This window comes from Zhenhengia sp., from assembly GCF_046966505.1.
Taxonomy (GTDB): Bacteria; Bacillota; Clostridia; order Lachnospirales; family Cellulosilyticaceae; genus Zhenhengia; species Zhenhengia yiwuensis.
On sequence record NZ_JBKVCH010000003.1, the window covers coordinates 283,865 to 304,561 of the forward strand.

The 20,697-nt window shown below is 34.0% G+C and carries 17 protein-coding genes; 1 reads left to right on the top strand and 16 read right to left on the bottom strand.

What is annotated here, in order from left to right:
- Window positions 1-12 precede the first annotated feature (12 nt).
- On the bottom strand, window positions 13-2,109 hold the full coding sequence (locus ACLTBU_RS05400) for an SNF2-related protein (RefSeq protein WP_412217998.1): 2,097 nt from the start codon (window positions 2,107-2,109) through the stop codon (window positions 13-15).
- 618 nt (window positions 2,110-2,727) lie between these two features.
- Between ACLTBU_RS05400 and ACLTBU_RS05405 the strand changes: the two genes are divergently transcribed.
- Window positions 2,728-3,330, top strand: a complete 603-nt coding sequence (locus ACLTBU_RS05405) for a TVP38/TMEM64 family protein (protein ID WP_412217999.1) — start codon at window positions 2,728-2,730, stop codon at window positions 3,328-3,330.
- Window positions 3,331-3,376: 46 nt separating this feature from the next.
- On the opposite strand, the gene ACLTBU_RS05410 is transcribed toward ACLTBU_RS05405, so the two are convergent.
- The 15 genes from ACLTBU_RS05410 to ACLTBU_RS05480 all read right to left on the bottom strand — a co-directional run bounded on the left by ACLTBU_RS05410 (window position 3,377) and on the right by ACLTBU_RS05480 (window position 20,638).
- Window positions 3,377-3,907 carry a DUF5317 domain-containing protein gene (locus tag ACLTBU_RS05410; protein ID WP_177671318.1) on the bottom strand — a complete coding sequence of 177 codons (531 nt, stop codon included), beginning with the start codon at window positions 3,905-3,907 and terminating at the stop codon, window positions 3,377-3,379.
- Window positions 3,908-3,910: 3 nt separating this feature from the next.
- Entirely contained in the window at window positions 3,911-5,191 is a 1,281-nt protein-coding gene (locus tag ACLTBU_RS05415; protein WP_412218000.1) for an HD-GYP domain-containing protein, read from the bottom strand.
- 253 nt (window positions 5,192-5,444) lie between these two features.
- Complete coding sequence (locus ACLTBU_RS05420; protein ID WP_177671320.1) at window positions 5,445-6,056, bottom strand: hypothetical protein; 612 nt, start codon at window positions 6,054-6,056, stop codon at window positions 5,445-5,447.
- Between the two features lie 223 nt (window positions 6,057-6,279).
- Window positions 6,280-6,510, bottom strand: coding sequence for a hypothetical protein (locus ACLTBU_RS05425; protein WP_249331069.1), 231 nt, complete (start codon window positions 6,508-6,510; stop codon window positions 6,280-6,282).
- A 79-nt stretch (window positions 6,511-6,589) separates the two neighbouring features.
- Complete coding sequence (locus tag ACLTBU_RS05430) at window positions 6,590-7,957, bottom strand: MATE family efflux transporter (RefSeq protein ID WP_412218002.1); 1,368 nt, start codon at window positions 7,955-7,957, stop codon at window positions 6,590-6,592.
- Window positions 7,958-8,089: 132 nt separating this feature from the next.
- Window positions 8,090-9,532 (bottom strand): sulfatase-like hydrolase/transferase, encoded by a 1,443-nt coding sequence (locus ACLTBU_RS05435; RefSeq protein WP_412218004.1) that lies wholly within the window; start codon window positions 9,530-9,532, stop codon window positions 8,090-8,092.
- A gap of 165 nt (window positions 9,533-9,697) precedes the next feature.
- Window positions 9,698-11,557 (bottom strand): ABC transporter ATP-binding protein, encoded by a 1,860-nt coding sequence (locus ACLTBU_RS05440; RefSeq protein ID WP_412218007.1) that lies wholly within the window; start codon window positions 11,555-11,557, stop codon window positions 9,698-9,700.
- Entirely contained in the window at window positions 11,550-13,286 is a 1,737-nt protein-coding gene (locus ACLTBU_RS05445) for an ABC transporter ATP-binding protein (protein ID WP_249331068.1), read from the bottom strand. The genes ACLTBU_RS05440 and ACLTBU_RS05445 overlap by 8 nt, the downstream gene beginning before the upstream one ends.
- Before the next feature lie 85 nt (window positions 13,287-13,371).
- Complete coding sequence (locus ACLTBU_RS05450) at window positions 13,372-13,812, bottom strand: MarR family winged helix-turn-helix transcriptional regulator (RefSeq protein WP_177671326.1); 441 nt, start codon at window positions 13,810-13,812, stop codon at window positions 13,372-13,374.
- 258 nt (window positions 13,813-14,070) lie between these two features.
- Window positions 14,071-14,892 (bottom strand): endonuclease/exonuclease/phosphatase family protein, encoded by an 822-nt coding sequence (locus ACLTBU_RS05455; RefSeq protein ID WP_412218010.1) that lies wholly within the window; start codon window positions 14,890-14,892, stop codon window positions 14,071-14,073.
- 141 nt (window positions 14,893-15,033) lie between these two features.
- Window positions 15,034-15,948: a nucleoside hydrolase gene (locus ACLTBU_RS05460; RefSeq protein WP_177671328.1), complete on the bottom strand. Its 915-nt coding sequence runs from the start codon at window positions 15,946-15,948 to the stop codon at window positions 15,034-15,036.
- A 3-nt stretch (window positions 15,949-15,951) separates the two neighbouring features.
- Entirely contained in the window at window positions 15,952-16,881 is a 930-nt protein-coding gene (locus tag ACLTBU_RS05465) for an ABC transporter permease (protein WP_177671329.1), read from the bottom strand.
- Window positions 16,882-17,922 carry an ABC transporter permease gene (locus ACLTBU_RS05470; RefSeq protein ID WP_249333416.1) on the bottom strand — a complete coding sequence of 347 codons (1,041 nt, stop codon included), beginning with the start codon at window positions 17,920-17,922 and terminating at the stop codon, window positions 16,882-16,884.
- Complete coding sequence (locus ACLTBU_RS05475) at window positions 17,915-19,468, bottom strand: ABC transporter ATP-binding protein (protein ID WP_177671330.1); 1,554 nt, start codon at window positions 19,466-19,468, stop codon at window positions 17,915-17,917. The genes ACLTBU_RS05470 and ACLTBU_RS05475 overlap by 8 nt, the downstream gene beginning before the upstream one ends.
- Before the next feature lie 66 nt (window positions 19,469-19,534).
- The gene (locus ACLTBU_RS05480; RefSeq protein ID WP_177671331.1) at window positions 19,535-20,638 is read right to left on the bottom strand and encodes a BMP family ABC transporter substrate-binding protein; all 1,104 of its coding nucleotides are present in this window, start codon (window positions 20,636-20,638) and stop codon (window positions 19,535-19,537) included.
- Window positions 20,639-20,697 lie beyond the last annotated feature (59 nt).

A 20,697-nucleotide genomic window follows, 5' to 3' on the forward strand; every position in this document is an offset into this window, starting at 1 on the left:
AGCTTACTTAGGTTAAATGCGCTCCATAAACAGCTCTATCATCTCTTCTTTTGATAAATGTTTAAAGATATTACCATTATTTAGTCCATCTGTCATGATTGCATCAATTAATTCTTTTTTACTTTCTTGCAGTTGCAACACTCTTTCTTCTACCGTTCCTTTAGCAATAAGCTTAACAACATTTACCACTTGCTCTTGCCCGATACGATGGGCCCTATCTGTAGCCTGATTCTCTACAGCTGGATTCCACCATGGGTCAAAGTGTACAACTATACTTGCACTTGTAAGGTTAAGCCCAGTTCCACCTGCTTTTAAAGAAATGAGAAAGACCTGTTTACTTTCATCCTGATTAAAATCCTCAACCAGATGCATACGTTTTGCTGCAGGCGTACTTCCATCTAAATAACTGTAAACAATATCTTCTTGTTCAAGTCTATCAGCTATCCCGCCTAGTACTTTAGTAAACTGTGAAAAGACAAGTATCTTCCTACCTTTTGACTCTTTAATAAGATTGACCAGGACTTCTAACTTAGAATTTTGGCCTTCATAGTTTTTCACAAGCCACTCTGGTGCTAGTGCTAGCTGTCTAAGCTTAGTCAAATAGGAAAAGGCCATAAACCCTGTACTTTCATCCTCTTCCATTTTTCTTTTGGCCAGCTGCGTATAGGAACGGTAAACACGCTCATGCTCCTTTTCTAAAGGTACATAATATACTTGCTCAATTTTATCTGGTAATTCTTTAGCAACTTCCTTTTTACTTCTTCTTAACATAAAAGGCTGAATCATTTGTTTCAGTTCCCCATACTGGTCTTCACCAGACATGAAAATCTTCTGGAATTTAGCTCGTGTATAAAGATAATCTGGCATAACAAAGTCAAAGATAGACCAGAGCTCTAAAAGGTTATTTTCAATAGGTGTACCTGTTAATGCAAATTTTACGTTAGCCTTAATACTTTTAATCACTTTTGTGAGGGTTGCATCTGGATTTTTAATGGTTTGCGCTTCATCAATTACACAATAATCAAAAACCTTTCCTGCATAGAAGGATGCATCATTTTTAAAAGTAGTATAAGTAGTAAGGAGTACATCATACTCTTTGTATTTATTAATAAGCTGGCTTCTTTCCTTGATACCATGTACAATAGCAACTTTAAGTGCTGGTGCAAATTTTTCTATTTCCTTCTTCCAGTTATAAAGAAGAGCCGTTGGTGTAATAACTAAGCTTTTCTGTCCCTTTCTTGCTAATAAGAAGGTAATGATTTGAAGCGTTTTTCCAAGTCCCATTTCATCTGCTAATACGCCGCCAAAGTTATAGGCTGCCAAACTATTTAAAAATTCGAAGCCTTTTACTTGATAATCTCTTAATGTAGCTTGTAAGGTTTCTGGCAATGTATCTTCTATTTTTTGTTTTCCTTTAAGCTTAGCCACCACATTAGCTACAAATCTTTGCCCTTCAAGAAAATCCATATGTTCATTTATATAACTTTCTAAGTATAAAGCTTTTTCATTAGGTATACGTAAATCTTCAAAGTCATTGAAGAGTCCTAATAAATCAATAAGCTTAAAAGTAGACTGTAATTTATCATCTGCTAAGTCTAAGCAGCTTCCATCTTGAAAACGGTACAGTTTTTTCTTTTCTTTATAGGCATTGTAAATTTTACGGTACTCACTTCGTTCTATTCCCTCAATATCAAATTCCATTTTCATATAGCCATTACGTCCTGGTGACATACTTACTGTTACCTCTGGGCTATAAATAACACCTTCATTCGAAACACCTTCTTCAGCTTGATGTTTCAAACTATCAAGACCTTTAAGCACTGTTGCCACTACATGAGGGCAAAGGGCCAAATTACTTGTAACACTTACATAGCTTTGACAGTCACAGCTTGCATCAATGGTACCCTTAAGCCCATTAATATTAGCCATACATGTATAATGTTGATGATGGTATTCATCTTTGACATTAGCATAGAATGTAGCCGTAACAGTCTCTACTCTAGCATACTCCCCAAAGACTTGTCCATTTTTAAAGAGTGCCTGCCCACTTACAAACTTCTGGCGATCTGTATTTAATTTTAAAAGCTCTGGTATTCTTTTTAAATCCATATGTTTCACCTCTTTCCGGAACATATAAAATCCTCAAACAACTATTCTTTAGCTAGTTTGAGGATTTTATACATTAAATTCTCTTCAATTATATAACAAGCCTTTTGAAATTACTACAAATTTCCACTAGCTTTATACTTTTAAAGTGCTATAATGGTAAATCTCCCCTAAGGGGACTTGATTAAAAACACTAATAGAAAGGGAAATCTATATGAAAAAAAGAACATTATTAGACTTTGTTATGTATTTTGTTATCTCTACTATCGCTAACTAAGCCTTTAAGTAGAGATTACTTAATCTCTTTACATATCTTTTACTTTCATCTACCTTTAACCCTATCTTGCTATACTCCTAGCCAAACTTATAAAAAAAGTAGCTATTAACTCGTAACCTTTGTTTTACAACTTTACTCTCCACACTTTCTCTATTTATCTTCTTTTTCAGTTTATAAGAATGCATCTTACGGAGCAATTCCATCATACAATCAATTCTTAGTTTATCTTTCTTAATTTCTTAAGAATCTTTAAGAATTCTCTACAGGCCATATTAAGATTTATCCCTTATTCTAGAATTATTAAAAGGTTTGCAAATGCAAACTAACTACTAAAGGTGATTCAAATGGGTATAAATCAAACTTTTATAAAAAAACTTATTAATTTATCCTCTATCATAGGTATATTAGCTACTATTACTTTACTTATTTATGGATATCAAGCCGGTATCTTCTCTTCTGCTGAGCAACTCTCTTATATGATTAGTCAAGCTGGCATATGGGGACCTCTTATTTTTATATTTATTCAAATTATTCAATGTGTTATTCCTATTATCCCAGGTGGCCTAAGCTGTGTAGCTGGCATTATCCTATTTGGTCCTTTTTATGGTTTCATCTATAATTACATAGGGATCTTACTTGGTTCACTTATTAACTTTATTCTTGCACGCCATTATGGAAAACCACTTATTGAAACTATAGTGTCTAAAAAAACGTATAACAAATATATTAGCTGGCTTGATAGAGGCAAGCATTTTGACAAACTCTTTGCTCTTGCCATCTTTATGCCCGTTGCTCCTGATGACTTCTTATGTATGCTAGCAGGTCTTACAAAAATGACCTACAAAAAATTTATTACCATTATTGTACTAGGAAAACCTGCTTCTTTATTAGTTTATAGCTTAGGTCTTACTACTGCTTTAGAAGCCATTATGAAAACTCTAGGATAAAAAAGAAGCTATTATCTTCCTATAATAGAAGATAATAGCTTCTTTTTTATTGCTTAGTTCTCATACCTTTTATAACTAACCAAATCATCCCTATACAAAGTACAATATCACCTATACTAATGACAAAGCCTACTTTGCCTAAAAAGATAGGTATGATATCTGATAAAATTTTAAAATGTGTTTCTTCTCTCATAATACTATAGAGACCTGTAAGTGATGCATCAGTAGAAATCCCCATATAGTCCATGGCTTTAGGACTCACTGGCATAGCTCCTCCATTTGCAAAAATAGGTATTGCATTCATTACAAAGCCTATTCCCATAGCACATAAAGGTTTTAATCTACTATTTCTCCAAATAAATATAAGTATCAGTATGTACATCAATAAATCTAATAGGTAAGTAAGAATTCCTAGCTCCATCCAACCTATCTTTAATAAAAGATTTAGCCCTCTTTCTAACAAGAAACCTATCAGAATAAGCCAAATACCTCTTATCTGTAAATTTATTAGATGACTCAATCTACCTTTTAATAAATACCCTAGTATAATTGCAACAATAAGTGATATACCAAACATTGTTTACTCCCATATTTGATCTAATTTTGTACTGTCTTGTGCGATTTCTAAGTAAGCCCTTGCTACATTTGGATGAAACTGTGAACCCATATTTTCTTCTATTATTTTTATAATAACGTCTTTAGGTAATCCTTTTCTATAAGGCCTATCACTTGCCATAGCATCTATAGCATCAGCTATTTGAATAATATATACCTCTAATGGTAATTCATCACCTTTTTTACCATCAGGATACCCTTTTCCATCAAAGCGCTCATGGTGATGTCTCACAATCATTCTAATATCATCAAAATTTTTAATTCCTTTAATAATCCCTTCACCTATAATTGGATGACTCTTAATAATTGTAAATTCTTCTTCTGTCAATTGCCCTGGCTTATTCAGTATAGCATCACTAATGCCTATTTTCCCTACATCATGTAACATAGCCCCAATACGTAGCTTCTCTATCTTCCATTCATTAAATCCCATACGTTCTGCTAAAATAGCAGCCACTTCTGCTACACGGTGTGAATGCCCTTCTGTATAGTTATCTCTTGCTTCTATGGCATTCATTAAAGATTCAACAGTCTGAATGAACTGAGACTGAGAATCTGCATAATAAGTAAAAGTATATTTAACAAGTAATACCGGAAACAAAATAAAGATAATTCCCCAGTAACTATATTGCGTATATAAATAAACAAGAATAACTCCAAATGGAATCATAATAATATAATTTAACAGAGCTAGTTTAATATCTTTCATAAAGCAGTATATTAAACTTTGACCTGTATAGATCTTCATCATACTTGCAAGTAATATTTTATTTACAATAAAATATACACCACTAAATAGTATAATAAATAAAATACTATCTTTTATTGTTATGCCCTTAGTTACATAATTTGTAACACAATGAGCTACTAGTAAACTAATACAAAAAATACTACAATTAAATAGTGTACCATACCAAGGTGTATTAAACACATGTTTATATGTATCATTATCTATTTTTAAAACTCTAATTAAATAACCTACTTGACAAATAATTAGTGTTTCAAAAGGTCCTATTAAAATATACATTGCTAAAGTAACTGCAAAGGTCGTACTAAATGATATCTTATTAAAATATAAAGTAATACTTTCTGTTAATCCTATTACAGCCATAAAGAAAATTAACTTACTATAATCTTCAATTTTAGCTACCAAATTTCCTTGTATCAAGCTATACCATAATATAATCAGTGCTATTGCATATACACTACAAAAGAATCTCTTTTGCGCTAAAGGTAACCCTTTCACTAAATATCCCCCTCTATATATAAAAGCCAATTATAGATATTATATCTGAATAATTAGAATACCCAAGTCATTTCTGATCCGCCAGCGATTGCAAGTGCTACTAAAGCAAATACAAGTGGCATTAATCTAATAATAGTATTTTTCATCAGTGTTTCCCCCTTTATGTAGATTAACAGACCTCCGCTAATCATCCGTCATGTTTCCTCTCCGCTAAAGGGTTATTGCATTTTCTATAATTGGCCTCTATACCAAATTAATAATCGGTAAGTTTCCGATTTACTGCATCTAGGGTTGCACGAGCCATTGCTTCGTTAATGTCATCCCTAATTAAAGCTGTTCCTATTAAATGATCTTCTTTGCCCTTTTCAATCCTATTAACAATAACGCAGGCAAAACTAATCTCTTTACTATCTATTACAAAAGTATCTTGTACATCAAAAATATACTTACCTTTTGTAATTTCTTCTATGGCTCCAATTGTTGTTCTCGCAATAATGTTATATCGATTACGTGTTGTTTTAATACACTGTTTTATACAAGAATGAATTTCCCCTTCATGCTCTAATTTTACTTGGCATTGAAGTTCATTACCTTCATTACCTATAGAAAGTCCTTCATACTTAATTCGCTTAATAGGTTTTACAATCTCTGTATCTATTTGGGCAATACTAATAATTTTGCGATCAATCTCATAATCAAATACTGCTAATAGAGTAGATTCTATATCCCTCACAATTTGCTTAGCTGATCTATTATTCCCCGCTACAATATGTATCTCTTTTATAGTCTCTTCATCAAATTGTATTTTAACATGTAAGATACCATCAATTTTTTTGATCATATCATGAAATAGCTGATAATTCATTCTCTCGCCTCATTTCTGCCCCTCTTTTCATATTCTAGCTTTATTATACATATTCATATATTATATTACAACAATATAATAATCTAACACAGCATAATTTTACTTATAAGTTTATATATTTTTTACTACTAACTTTTTCTTATTAAAATTTTTCTATCAAATTGATCCGTTATAAAAATTATAAAACTCCTTAGATTATAATCTAAGGAGTTTTATAATAGTATTACTTTTCCAATTTTAAAGGACTTTCTTCTAATATAAAAATGCGAAGTATAATATAAGTAAATGCACACACCCAAACTATTATAAGTAATGGGCGAAGCTTCTTACAGGTGTCAGAAAAACTACATCCTATAATAGCTCCTACAATAAGAATAGCCATTTTAAAAATAAACCAATCTTCTACTTTAAAGTTAGTAACTTGACTATTTACACGTTCTATAAGTTGTTGCATCCTAGTCCCTCCCTCGTATCTTTTATACCTTTAGTATACCTTGTTACTTACTATAATTCTACCTTTTAGGCTATACAACCTAAATATTTTGTTGCAAAGTCTTATTCTGATTCAACTCAGGCCAGATGAGCATCAACATAGTAATAAAGCAGGCCGCTCCTCCGATAAAATTAGAGATAGGTTCAGCCATAAATACACCTGCTATATTTAATCCAAATAATCTCGGCAGAATAAGTGTAAGTGGAATAACAATAATGGCCTTTCTAAATAAGGAAAAGAATATAGCTTGCTTAGACTTCCCGAGTCCTACAAATACAGATTGTCCTGCAAATTGAAGCGCCATCATAAAGAATCCGAAAAAATAAATCTTCATAGCTGGTATACCTGCCTGAATAATAGCTTCATCATGATTAAAAATTTGGATGAAGAAAGCTGGAAAACCATGTACAACAGCCCAGGCCACTAATGTATATAAAATACATGCTCCTGACATAAATTTGATAGCAATTTTAACCCTACTATAAGCCTTTGCACCATAGTTATAACCTATTACGGGTTGAGCACTATTGGTGACACCTAAAACAGGCATGGTCACTAATTCTCTTACTGTATTAATAATAGTCATAACCCCTACATAGAGGTCTCCCCCGTAAAACTGCAGACTAGCATTACAAACAATCTGAACAGCACCATTGGTAATAGCCATAATAAATCCTGATAATCCAAGACCTACTATCTTTTTGACACGTTCCTTCTTAAGCTTAAAACAAGTTACTTTAAGCTTTAGAAGAGCTTTCTTCCCAGTTAAAAACTTTATAATCCATATAGCTGATAGGATTTGTGAAATAACTGTAGCTAAAGCTGCTCCTTGAACCCCCATATTAAAACCAAATATAAAAATTGGGTCTAAAATAATATTAGCTACAGCACCAATAGCTACAGTTAGCATACCTATTTTTCCAAATCCTTGCGCATTGATAAAACTATTCATACCTAGTCCTATCATCACAAATAAACTCCCTAAAAGATAAATAGTAATATAGTCATTTGCATAAGGAAAGGTTGACTCACTTGCTCCAAACAAGAAGAGCAGGGGTTTCTTAAAGAGTAAGCCTAATAGAGTAAGCAGTATTCCAAAACTTATGAGTAGTACAAAAGCATTTCCCATAATATGTTCTGCTTCTTCATCCTCCCCTGCCCCTCTTGCTATAGAAAAAAGTGGTGCACCACCCATACCAAATAGATTGGCAAAAGCAATTACAATTGTAATAATAGGCAATGCTAACCCTAGCCCAGTTAAAGATAAAGTAGCATTTTCTGGCATCCTCCCTATGTACATCCTATCTACTACATTGTAGAGTACATTAATCAGTTGTGCTAATGTCATAGGCACAGCAAGTTTTAATATACTACCTATGACACTTCCCTTTGAAAAATCAGTTTCCATATTTGTCTCTTCTTTCTTCTAGTATGATTCAGTTACTAAATTATTATATTTCAAATTTATCTTGTATTTCAATTTATTTATTCTAAACCTTCATCTAAAGTTAAAGTCTATAAAAAAATCCTCTTTAGAAAACTAAAGAGGATGGTATGTCATCTTTCCTTCAGAATAAACACCAGCTTTTCTAAGCTGTCCACAACCTGTTACAGCTTCTTTTGCTGCATCTAACTTTGGATCTGCATATTTAGTAAACCAGTTCGCCAGTTCACTACGAAGTTTTTCTTCTATTTCCTTGTACTCTAACTGGCCAATTAAATTATTCTTTTCTCCTGGATCTTCACTTAGATGATAAAGTTCGTGTGGTCCATAAGGATAGCGATGTATATATTTCCATTCTTTTGTACGAATCATACGGTTCGGACCATATTCATCTAAAATGATAATGCTTTGATCCTCGGCCTCTTCTCCTAGAAGACTGCATTTAAAGCTTCTACCTGGTAAGCGGTCACTCAGCTCTTCATCAATTTCCAGCCAATCTACTAATGTATGAATAATATCATAGTGACTTGCCATATCAAAACTTATCTTGCCACCTTCAAATGCCTTCGGATAACTTATAATAAAAGGTACTTTAACAGCTGTGTCATATAAATTCATCGGGAAAGTTCCATTGCCTTTTCCCCAAATACCATGATGTCCCATATTCATACCATTATCAGCACTAAATATAATCATGGTATTTTCAAGTTCACCTTTTTCTCTAAGCTTGTCTAAAATTCGTCCTACACCTGCATCCATAGCACTTACTGCAGCATAGTAACCTCTTAAGAGTCTCTTTCTTTCTTCTCCTATGCCAATTGGTGCGCTATGAATTTGATTTGGATGGATAGGTTCATTTGGTGTTGCATTAAATTCACAGTCTCTGTAAAGGTCTACAAATTCCTTCGGGTGCTGATTTTCATCCCAAGGGTCATGAGGTGCTGTATAATTGACATTTATGTAATAAGGCTCTTCTTTACTACTAAGCTCTTCAATATACTCAATAGCTTTATTTGTAATGACATCTGTAATATAACGATTTTCATAATAGATTTCACCATTCTCGATAACATCTGCTTTATAGTAATAACAACCTCCTCGGCCTATGGTAAACCACTTGGAATATCCATGCTGTGGTGTCATACTATCTCCAAGATGCCACTTTCCAGCTAGTGCACAAGTATAGCCATTTTCACTTAAAATATCTGTATAAGTTCTTAAGCCCTCTAAATATTGAATAGGTCTATCTTCATTGCTATAGTAAGGATCATTTTTCTTCTCCCCTAATTTTTCCTTATCTAAGCTTCCGGAGCGAATCCAGTCATGCACACCATGCTGTGAAGGAATACATCCTGTTAAAATAGAAGCTCTTGCTGGTGAGCATACAGGAGATGCACAGAAGAAATTATCAAATCTTATACCACTCTCTGCTAAATAATTAAGATTTGGTGTTTTAATATCTGCATTACCTGCACAGTTCATAGCCCATGCCCCTTGATCATCTGTTAATATAAATATAATATTGGGTTTTTTACGCATACTTATTCTCCTTAGAAGTTTCATAATTAAAATAAATTGCAATCCTATAACCTATTATAAATAATTTTACATGAATTTAAATGCTTATTTGAAAAAATTAAATACTTATGTGCAAAAAGCTGTCGCAAACAACTCTTTAATTGAGTGTTACGACAGCTTCTATTTTTAGTGTAATTGAGCTTTACCTGTATAAAGTTGATAATAACGTCCTTTTTGTTCTAATAAAGACTCATGGTTTCCTCTTTCAATAATTTCACCTTGTTCAAGTACCATAATTGCATCGGCATTGCGAATAGTTGAAAGTCTATGTGCAATAACAAATACTGTTCTGCCTTCCATTAACTTGTCCATACCTGCTGCAATAAGCTTCTCTGTCCTTGTATCAATAGAACTTGTTGCCTCATCCATAATTAATACAGGTGGGTTGGCAACCGCTGCTCTAGCAATAGCAAGAAGCTGTCTTTGTCCTTGTGAAAGCCCTTCTCCATCTCCTGTTAGAACAGTATCGTATCCATGTGGTAAATGCTTAATAAAGCTATGAGCATTGGCAAGTTTTGCTGCTGCTATAACCTCTTCATCTGTAGCATGTAGATTACCATAACGGATATTTTCTGTAATTGTTCCTGTGAAAAGATGGGTATCTTGAAGGACAATACCTATTGATTTTCTAAGGTCATCTTTTTTAATATCTTTAATATCAATTCCATCATAAGTAATCGTTCCTGAGTTAATTTCATAGAAACGATTAATAAGGTTGGTAATTGTTGTTTTACCTGCTCCTGTTGAACCAACAAAGGCAATTTTTTGGCCAGGTTTTGCATAAAGGGAAATACCTTTTAAGATAGTCTTCTTCTCATTATATCCAAAGACTACATTTTCAAACTGTACATCCCCGCGAAGTTCTTTTAAAGTACCTTGTGCATCATTCATTTTCCATGCCCAGTGACCTGTATACTGATCCGTTTCTGTCAATTTAGAACAATCCTTACTATCTACTTCAGCTTTACAAAGTGTTACTGTACCTTGATCTACTTCTGGTTCTTCTTCAAGTACATTAAAAATACGTTCTGCCCCTGCTAATGCAGCCAAAATCATATTAACCTGTTGCGATACTTGTGCAATAGGTTGAGATACTTGACGCACATATTGTAAGTATGAAACAAGTGACCCTACATCAAAAGCACCTGCAATTGTCATAAGTCCACCGATACAACAAGTAATAGCATAACTAATGTGTGTTAAATTTCCAAGTGCAGGCATCATCATCCCTGCATAAGTTTGTGCACCTGTTGAAGCCTCTCTTAATGCTTCATTATATCCTTTAAAGTCTTCTAATGCTTGATCTTCATGGCAAAATACTTTAACAACTTTTTGCCCTTCAATCATTTCTTCAATATAACCATTTACATCTGCCATTTTTTGTTGTTGCATACCAAAGTAATATTTACTCTTCTTACCAAACATTTTGATAATGCCAAACATCAAAGCAAGCATTACAAATGTCACAAGACTTAATACCGGACTTAAAACAACCATCATGATGATAATTCCTATAAAAGTTAAAAGTGAAGAAATAATATTAGTTAAACTATTATTAAGTGCCTCACTAATATTGTCAATATCATTCGTATAAAGACTCATAAGGTCACCATGTGTATGTCTATCAAAGTATGCAATAGAAAGTTGTTGCATCTTATTAAATAAATCTGTACGAATATCTTGAATTGTACTTTGTGCAACACGTACCATAAGACGTGAATAAATATAAGCACTTGCTGCTCCTGCAAGGTAGATACTTCCCAGTATCACTAGCATTTTAAGAAGTCCTGCAAAATCTCCAAGCAAGATATAGTCATTAATAATAATCTTTAAGAAATAAGTACCAGCTACCATAGAAAATGAGCTGACTACAATAAAACATGCTACAAGCACAAGTATTAATTTATATTTACCTAGGTAGCCAGCTAGCTTACCAAGGGTTTGTTTCATCTTGTTAGTTTTCTTTATTTGCTGTTCCTTACTCACTAAAACCAGCTCCTTCCTGTTGAGAATTGTATACATCGCGGTAGATCTCACTATGAATCATCAATTCATCATGGGTACCTACTGCACAAATCTTCCCATCATCTAATACAATAATTTGATCTGCTTCACAAATTGAATTAACTCTTTGTGCAATAATAATCTTAGTTGTTCCATTTAGATTCTTACCAAATGCTGCCCTAATTTTAGCATCTGTTGCAGTATCCACAGCACTTGTACTATCATCTAATATAAGTACTTTAGGCTCTTTTAAAAGTGCCCTTGCAATACATAATCTTTGCTTTTGCCCGCCAGATACATTGACTCCACCTTGGCCAAGGTCCATCTCAAGGCCTCCTGGTAGCCTGCTAATAAACTCATTGGCACAAGAAGCTTCACATACCTTATCTATTTGCTCGTCTGTAGCATTTTCATTCCCCCATTTAAGGTTCTCTCTAATACTACCAGAAAATAGAGTATTTTTTTGAAGTACCATAGCTACAGCATTACGAAGTGTTTCTAATTCATAATCTTTTACATTAACGCCACCTACTAATACTTCTCCTTGGGTTACGTCATATAATCTTGGAATAAGCTGTACAAGACTTGTTTTTCCTGATCCTGTTCCACCTATTATTCCTATTGTTTGACCTGCCTTAATCTTAAGATTTATATTTTCTAAATTATTTTGGTCACCATCTTCTTCATACTTAAAGCTTACATTCCTAAATTCAATCTCACCATCTTTAACTTCCAAAATAGGAGATACTTCTGGGTTCTTAATATCTACTTCTTCTTCTAATACCTCAATAATACGTGCTATTGATGCAATTGAACGTGAAATCATCATAAGTGCCATAGCTAACATCATTAAAGAAATTAAAATTTGATTAGAGTACACAACAAAACTTGTAAGATTCCCAATAGTAAGCTCTCCATTATAGACGAAATGCCCACCATTCCATAAAATAACAATAATACTTGCAAACATTACAAGTTGCATTACTGGCATACTAAATACAACAATGCTAAATGCACCCTCTGATGCCATTCTTAATTCGTCATTACTCTTTTTAAACTTTTCTTTTTCTTTCTTTGCTCTAACAAATGCCTTAACCACACGAATACCTACTAAGTTTTCTTGAACAGTCGTATTCATTTGGTCAATACGTTTTTGCATCATTTCAAACTTAGGTCTTACTTTCATAATAATAAAACCTATAGCACAAATTAATGCTGGCATTGAAACAAGGAAAATTAATGCTAATTTAGGACTAATGAGCGTTGCTAAAATACATGCACAAATAAGCATCATTGGTGCACGAACTAATAATTTAATTCCCATTGTTACAGCATTTTGTACTGCTGTAACATCTGTTGTTAAACGTGTAATTAAAGAAGCTGTACTAAACTTCTCAATATTTTTAAAGGAATAAGTCTGTATTTTTCTATATTCAGCTTCACGAAGCTCCGCTCCTAATCCTTGCCCCGCAATAGCTGCATACTTAGAAAGTGCTAATCCAAAGCTTAATGAAATAAGTGCCATTACAACCATAAGTATACCCATCATTACTGTATAGCTCATATCTCCTGTACTAATTCCAACGTCTACAATACGAGCCATTACTAATGGAATCAACAACTCAAATACCGCTTCTAATGCTGCAAACATGACAGCTAGGCCTAGTGCCTTTTTATATTTACTCATATACGGCATAAGTTTTTTAATCATTCTAGTCACCCCTCTTGTTGTTTTAATTCTGTCTATATACCGGTATAACAACTATATAGCAAGCTATCTATTTACTGATAATTATCTATTTTATGCTCTTAAGCACTTTATTTAACAGTGTCACCAGTTCCTTACGCTCTTCCTGGTTTAATCCTTTTGTTAAATAGCCTTCTATCTTATTAGGACCAATACTTAAAGTTTCAAGTACAACTTCTTCACCTTTTTCTGTAAGTACTAGACATTTAAAACGACCATCTTCTTTTGCCGGAAAACGATTTATCATCTTCTTGCTTTCTAGACGTTTTACAATACCTGCCACAGTTGGATTGGACAACCTTAGATAGTGTTCAATATCTTTTTGATACACAGGTCCTTGATTTTTTGAAAAATATAAATAAACGAGAATTTCCTGTTGTACTGCTGTTATATCATATTTTTCTAACTCCTTATTAATTTCATTAACAATAGTCTTATCAATGCATTTAATTAAGAACCCTATATGCTGATGATGATCTGTACATTTCACTTTTTTATCCTCCAAATATATAGCATGCTATATATTTTATCTTATTTTTCTTATTTGTCAACTTCCTTCTTTTCACCATAAATTTTTTCCCGTTTCTTAAAAAGTAAAAAGTTACAAGCTCTTTCTACCTATTATAATTTATTCTGTAAACATAACCTAAAATTAAGGATGTATTCCATAATAAAACACACTAAAAATCCTTTATAAAATAAAGTTTTTTAGTGTGTTTTTAGTTTATATTTATTTTAAATTTACACATCACCTATATTGCCAAGCTAACTTTGCAATAACAGGATAGTGATCAGATGGAAAGTGCTCATTGATTCTATCACGGCATATCTTTACCTCTTCAATATCTAGGTCAGGGCTTACAAAAATATAATCTATAGGCTTCCCTTGTACGCTTCCCTTAAATCCATGATAACTTCGGCCTATAGATCCATCTTTTAAATCTTGTCTGACTGTATAGAGATTTATAAGAGATATCCTTTTTTCAGAATCTCTTTCTTGATCCCATTTACGGAATGTTCTACTTGTAGGCGTTGCATTAAAGTCCCCCATAAAAAGAATAGAATCAGAACTCTTCATATACTGCTCATGAATTTTATTTGTAATCAGTTTAAGACTATTGATTCTGGACCAATAACTCATATGATCAAGATGCGTATTAAAAATGCTTAGCCTTTGCTCCTTATTATCTTTAAAAGACAAATTACATGTTGTACAAATCCGTGGAAATGCTGCGAACCAAGCACGACTTGGCCTCTCTGGTGTACTAGAAAGCCAAAATGTATGCTCCTCATTTAAAATAAATTTATCCTTTAAATAAAAAATGGCTGTATATTCTCCTTTATCGCCACCATTTCTTCCCATGCCTACATAATCATATTCTGGAAGCATACGCTGCATATCTTGAAGTGCCTTTCTTGTTAGCTCTTGTGTTCCTATAATATCTGGTTTATATTCTTTTATAATTTTTTCAATACGAACAGCTCTATATAGCCATTTATTCATACCAAAAGATAAATAATTGCGCTTCATATTAAAACTCATTACTTTAAGAGAAATAGACTTATTCATCAGCTTCTCCTCCATTCACTCTTACTTACTCATAGTATTCATTATACAATAAAAATCTACATATATTCTACATATTTCAAGCATCCATGAATTGTTAAAATAAAATCCCTAGGAAGTATATACTTCCTAGGGATTTTATTTTTATAAAGATTCGATAGATTTTAAAATCACATTGGCTACTTCATTACTTTTTGCCTTTAAAATAACAAATGTATTAGCTTCATGACTTTCATAGTCAGCTACTGTACGACCTCGTGTTTCACCCACTAAGTCTACATGTACTCTTGCCTGTTTACCTTCAAAGAGGCTTTCATCAATAAGGTAGGCCATAGCACATGGGTCATGCATCACACAGCCTGTTGCTCCAAAAGCAGGGCTACCTTTAATGTAGAAATCCATAAGCTCTGCAAAAACTCTTCCTGCATCACTATGCTTTCTAAGATATTCATAATCTTCTTTTAGAATCTCAACTTGTTCTGTTACATCTAGACCACACATTACAATCGGAAGACCTGAACTAAATACAATTTGTGCTGCTTCTGGATCGACGTAAATATTAAACTCTGCATATGGTGTAATATTCCCGTGACAGACTCCTCCACCCATTAGAGAAATTCTCTCTATTTTGTGTAAGTATTGTGGATAAGCTTTAATCAAAAGAGCTACGTTTGTAAGCGGCCCAAGTGCTAAAATCGTTACTTTCTCTTTAGCATCTCTTAAAATGTCTGCCATAAGTTCTACTGCACTTTTATCAGAATCCTTAGAGGTTGTCTCAACTTCTAAAGTTGGGCCATCCATCCCACTATCACCATGGAACTCTGCTGAAATAATGGGTTCATTAATAAGAGGTGTTTCTGGTCCTTTCGCCACTTCTACCTCTGACTTCACTACAGATAAGATATAGTGTGCATTTTTTGTTATCTTTTCTAAAGTATTATTTCCACATACTGTTGTTACAGCACGCAGGTTATATTGATCACTATGTGCAAGAGCCATAAAAATAGCCGTTGCATCATCATGTCCTGGATCACAGTCTATTATTAAATCTTTTCTCATATTTTAGGCTCCTTTTGATCTTCTTTTCTTTTTACGATTTTCAGAAAGCGCATAAGCTAAAAGCCCTAGTAGCGTTACAACGTATGGTAAAATACGTAAAAGTTCTGATGGAATACCTACTGTACCTAATGCATTGGCTGTAGCATCAGCTGCCCCAAATAAAAGGGACGTAATAGTTGTTCCTATTGTTGAACTTTGCCCCATAGCTTCTGCCGCGATAGCAATCCATCCGCGTCCAGCCACCATATCTCTTGCAAACCATGATACATACCCCATAGACATAAAGGCACCACCAAGACCTGCAAGTGCACCACTTAAAAGAAGTGCAATAGTCTTTGTACGCATAACGTTAATCCCCACTGAATCTGCAGCATTAGGATTTTCTCCTACAGCTTTTAAACGATAACCAAAAGCTGTCTTTTTAAACATTAGATAAATCACAACCACTGCTACAGCTGCCATATAAGTTAAAATATTATGCCCCGATAAAATAGCACCTAAGACAGGAATATCTTTTAAAATTGGAATATGAATAGTTGGTAATACTTTACTTGCAAGAGCTGCTGAAGTTCCTTTATCATTTGCAAAAAGATAAAGGAAGAAAACTGTCCCGCCACTTGCGAATAAGTTGAGGGCAATCCCTCCAAGAATTACATTTGTTTTATAGTAAAGTGTAAAGAATGCTAACACACCTGCAAAAGCTACACTTGAAAGTACTGCTGCTATAAGGCCAAGCCATGCACTTCCTGTAAAAGCACTTACAATAACCCCTACAAGTGCTGCAATCAGCATGAGCCCCTCTAAAGCAATATTGGCAATCCCTGCTGTATTAGCAATAACTGCCCCTAAGGCTGCAAATAAAATAGGAGTTGTTACCCTAATAATGGAGTAAGCAAATTCTGATGTAAAGAGTAAATCCATAATCTCACTCATTTATTTTGCCTCCTTTAAAATCATTTTTTGTTTATAACGTGCAAGAAATCTCTCTGCCGAAATAAAGAGGATGATAACCCCTTGCAAAATACCGATCATCTCTGCTGGTACATCTGAAAGTCTCGCTACGAGATCAGCACCTACCCTGATATAAGCTAGGAAAAGTGCTGCGCCAATAACACCAATTGGATTATTACGTGCTAACATAGCAACAAGTGCACCATCAAACCCATAACCTGGAAGCATCGTCCATTCAAATCTTTTATGCATCCCGATTGTTTCAATAGCACCACCCATACCAGCAATAATGCCTGATAAAAGGTGAGCAATTATAATAACTTTAAAAGTATTAATACCTGAGTATTTCGCAAACTCAGCATTAAGTCCTGTCATACGGATTTCATAGCCCCACTTAGTCTTATATAAAATCATATAAACAACTGCTACTGCCACTAAAGCAATAATAAGACCAAAGTGAATACGTGTTCCTGGAATAATACGTGGTAAGAGTGCTGATTCTTGCATCTCATAAGATACAACTGACATAGCATTAATATCTCTTAACTTATAGTTAAGGAAATAAAGCCCTATACCAAATACAATATTATTAAGCATAAGGGAAGTTACAAGTTCACTTGCATTCCATTTTGCTTTCATCACACCTGGAATAAAAGCAACCACTGCCCCTACCATGGCACCTGCCATAATAACTACAAGCTGATGGAAAATAGTTGGCATTGGTACAAAGATTGCTACTGCTGCTGATACCGCACCACTAATGTAGAAAATCCCTTCACTTCCTAGGTTAAATAAAGAAGCTTGGAAAACAACTGACATAGCAAGACCTGAAAAGATAAGTGGTATTGCCATTTCTATAATATTTCCTATGTATCGTTTATTAGATAATGGTCCAAGTACGAATGTTTTAAGCGCTTCTAACGGCTGATCACTAATAAGGAGAATCATACCGAATGCAAGTACAATCGCAATGAATACAGATACTAAGGTACGAATGAAGTTAAATCTCTGTTCTCTATTCACTTAAAGCCCCCCTGATTCTAGTCTGATCATGTTTATTAATCCCTAACATACATAATCCAAGTTCATGTTCTGTTACATCTTTTGTATCTTCAAAGTAAGCTGTAATCTCACCATTGTACATAACAAGTAATGAGTCAGACAGCTCCATAAGTTCGTTAAGGTCAGCTGACATAAGAAGTACAGCACATCCTGCATCACGTAATTCAATAAGTTTTTCATGAATAATTTGTGCCGCCCCAATATCTACGCCTCGTGTTGGTTGTTCTGCAATAAGGACTTCTGGGTTAATATCACACTCACGTGCAACAACAACCTTTTGCATATTACCACCTGATAGCATCGCAATCTTTTGGCTATAGCCAAAGCATCTTACTTTATAGTCAGCAATAGCTTTTTCTGCTAAACGAATAGCTTCTTTATGATTAAAGAAAATTCCTTTGTAGAATTTCTTATGATCATAAATATTAGAAACATAATTATCTTTAATAGAACCTTCTTTAGCCGTTCCTTGTCTTAAACGATCCTCTGGTATGTAGCCAAAACCTGTATCTCTTAACTTCTTAACTGTTAAATCTTTTATATTTTGACCATTGATTTCTACACTGCCACCTTCAATATTCTTCTGACGTGTAAGGATTTCAATGAGTTCTGCTTGTCCATTTCCTTCAACCCCTGCAATACCTAAAATGCAACCACCACGTACATTGAAGTTAATATCTTTAAGTACTGGCACTTCACTTTCACCTTGATAATGAAGTCCTTTAACTTTCATTTTAGCTGGTCCTAATTTCATAGGCTTTTTATCATATTTAATAACCACATCACGGCCTACAATCTTATTACTAATTTCCATTTCTGAAACAGTATTAGTATCAAATACGCCTTCCCATTTTCCTGCTCTCATAACAGTAATACGATCAGAAATAGCTTTAACCTCTCTTAACTTATGAGAGATAAAAACAATAGTATGTCCTTGCTCTTTAAGATTAATAAGTTCTTCAAAAAGAAGGTCTGTTTCTTGTGGTGTTAAAACTGCTGTTGGCTCATCTAAAATAAGGATCTTAGCTCCTCTAGCTAGTGCTTTTAAAATCTCAATTTTTTGTTTCATTCCTACTGAAATATCACTTACTTTTGCTGTAGCATCTACTTTTAAGTTATATTTCTCACTTAAAGCATTAGTAAATTCTATAGCTTTCTTCTCATCTACAAAAAGCCCTTTTTTAGGTTCCATACCTAGCATAATATTTTGTGCTACAGTAAAAGACTCTACGAGCATAAAGTGCTGATGTACCATTCCAATTCCACTTGCAATAGCATCCTTTGAAGAGCTAAAATGCATTTCTTTACCTCTTAAAAGAATTTTTCCTTCCGTCGGCTTTTCCATACCAAAAAGCATTTTCATAAGTGTAGATTTACCTGCACCATTTTCTCCTACCAGTGCATGAATCTCTCCTTCTTTTAAAGAAAAGTTAATGCCTTTGTTTGCAACCACACCGTTGTCATACACTTTTGTAACATTGTTCATTTGTAAAAGATAATTAGACATACTGGCTCCTTTCTAAAAAAGGGGCGTAGCATTTTTCTAAATGCCATACCCCTATACATTTAAAAATTATGGACGAACTGCATCTCTTCTTGCTGCGATTTCTTCGTTGCTAAGACCAAAAGCAGTTGATACTTCTACTTCACCATTTGTAATTTGAGCTTCAATAGCCTCAATTCTAGCTTGATTTTCTTCACTTACAAGTGATTTGTAAATCTCATTTTTTGCAAGACCTACCCCACCTTCAGCTACGCCAAGCACTTCGTGACTGCCGTATGGAAGTGTACCTTCTACATGCATGTTAACTGCTCTTAAAATAGATTCGTCGATTTTTTTGATGGCTGATGTTACAACATGTTCTGCTTTTTCTTTATCACTTTCCATGAAGGCTAAAGCTTGGTCAGAGTCTACACCAATTACATATTTGTCTAACTCTTTAGCTGCGTCGATTACACCAAGTCCTGTTTGACCTGCTACTTGGAAGATAATATCGATACCTTGGTTGTACATAGAAATGGCTACTTCTTTACCTTTTGTAGCATCTACAAAGCTTCCAGCATAAGCTGTTGCGACTTTAATATCTTTATTAACGTGCTGTGCACCTTCAATATAACCTAATAAGAAGTCATTAATTCCTGGGTTATCCATACCACCAATGAAACCAATTGTATTTTGTCCTTTTTCTTCTGCCTCAATAGCTGCAAGTGAACCAGCTAAGAATGCAAGCTCATTTGTACGATAGAACATAGAATATACATTATCTACTACTTCTGGCTCTGATGTATCAAAGTTAATGTATTTTTTATCTGGGTAAAGTTCACCAATTTCGTTAAAGATAGGCGTCATATCCCATGAACCTGATATAATAATATCCCAGTCTTGCTCCGAAAAATCAAGTACAGTTGGTTCCCATTTTGTTTGATCTGTTCCCATTTCTACAACTTTAACTTCTGCACCAAGTTCTTCCTCTACCTTTTTAACACCGTTGTTAGCCGCATCGTAGAAAGATTTATCTCCTAAATTTCCTGGAATTAAAAGAGCTACTTTTAATGCATCTTCTGTACTTACCTCTTGATTTCCTTGTACTGGTGTAGAACCTTCTTCACTACTACAACCCACAAGTGATGTTACTGCCATTGTGCCCGCTAATAATGCTGCTAGTATACGTTTCATTTCAAGTCCTCCATTATGTAATATATTAAACTTTTTATTGCTCTTAAGTAACCGTTTTA

Coding starts and splice junctions, on each gene's coding strand:
- ACLTBU_RS05400 (WP_412217998.1), bottom strand. CDS start 2,109: ATGGATTTAAAAAGAATACCAGAGCTTTTAAAATTAAATACAGATCGC.
- ACLTBU_RS05405 (WP_412217999.1), top strand. CDS start 2,728: ATGGGTATAAATCAAACTTTTATAAAAAAACTTATTAATTTATCCTCT.
- ACLTBU_RS05410 (WP_177671318.1), bottom strand. CDS start 3,907: ATGTTTGGTATATCACTTATTGTTGCAATTATACTAGGGTATTTATTA.
- ACLTBU_RS05420 (WP_177671320.1), bottom strand. CDS start 6,056: ATGAATTATCAGCTATTTCATGATATGATCAAAAAAATTGATGGTATC.
- ACLTBU_RS05425 (WP_249331069.1), bottom strand. CDS start 6,510: ATGCAACAACTTATAGAACGTGTAAATAGTCAAGTTACTAACTTTAAA.
- ACLTBU_RS05430 (WP_412218002.1), bottom strand. CDS start 7,957: ATGGAAACTGATTTTTCAAAGGGAAGTGTCATAGGTAGTATATTAAAA.
- ACLTBU_RS05435 (WP_412218004.1), bottom strand. CDS start 9,532: ATGCGTAAAAAACCCAATATTATATTTATATTAACAGATGATCAAGGG.
- ACLTBU_RS05445 (WP_249331068.1), bottom strand. CDS start 13,286: ATGATTAAAAAACTTATGCCGTATATGAGTAAATATAAAAAGGCACTA.
- ACLTBU_RS05455 (WP_412218010.1), bottom strand. CDS start 14,892: ATGAATAAGTCTATTTCTCTTAAAGTAATGAGTTTTAATATGAAGCGC.
- ACLTBU_RS05460 (WP_177671328.1), bottom strand. CDS start 15,948: ATGAGAAAAGATTTAATAATAGACTGTGATCCAGGACATGATGATGCA.
- ACLTBU_RS05465 (WP_177671329.1), bottom strand. CDS start 16,881: ATGAGTGAGATTATGGATTTACTCTTTACATCAGAATTTGCTTACTCC.
- ACLTBU_RS05475 (WP_177671330.1), bottom strand. CDS start 19,468: ATGTCTAATTATCTTTTACAAATGAACAATGTTACAAAAGTGTATGAC.
- ACLTBU_RS05480 (WP_177671331.1), bottom strand. CDS start 20,638: ATGAAACGTATACTAGCAGCATTATTAGCGGGCACAATGGCAGTAACA.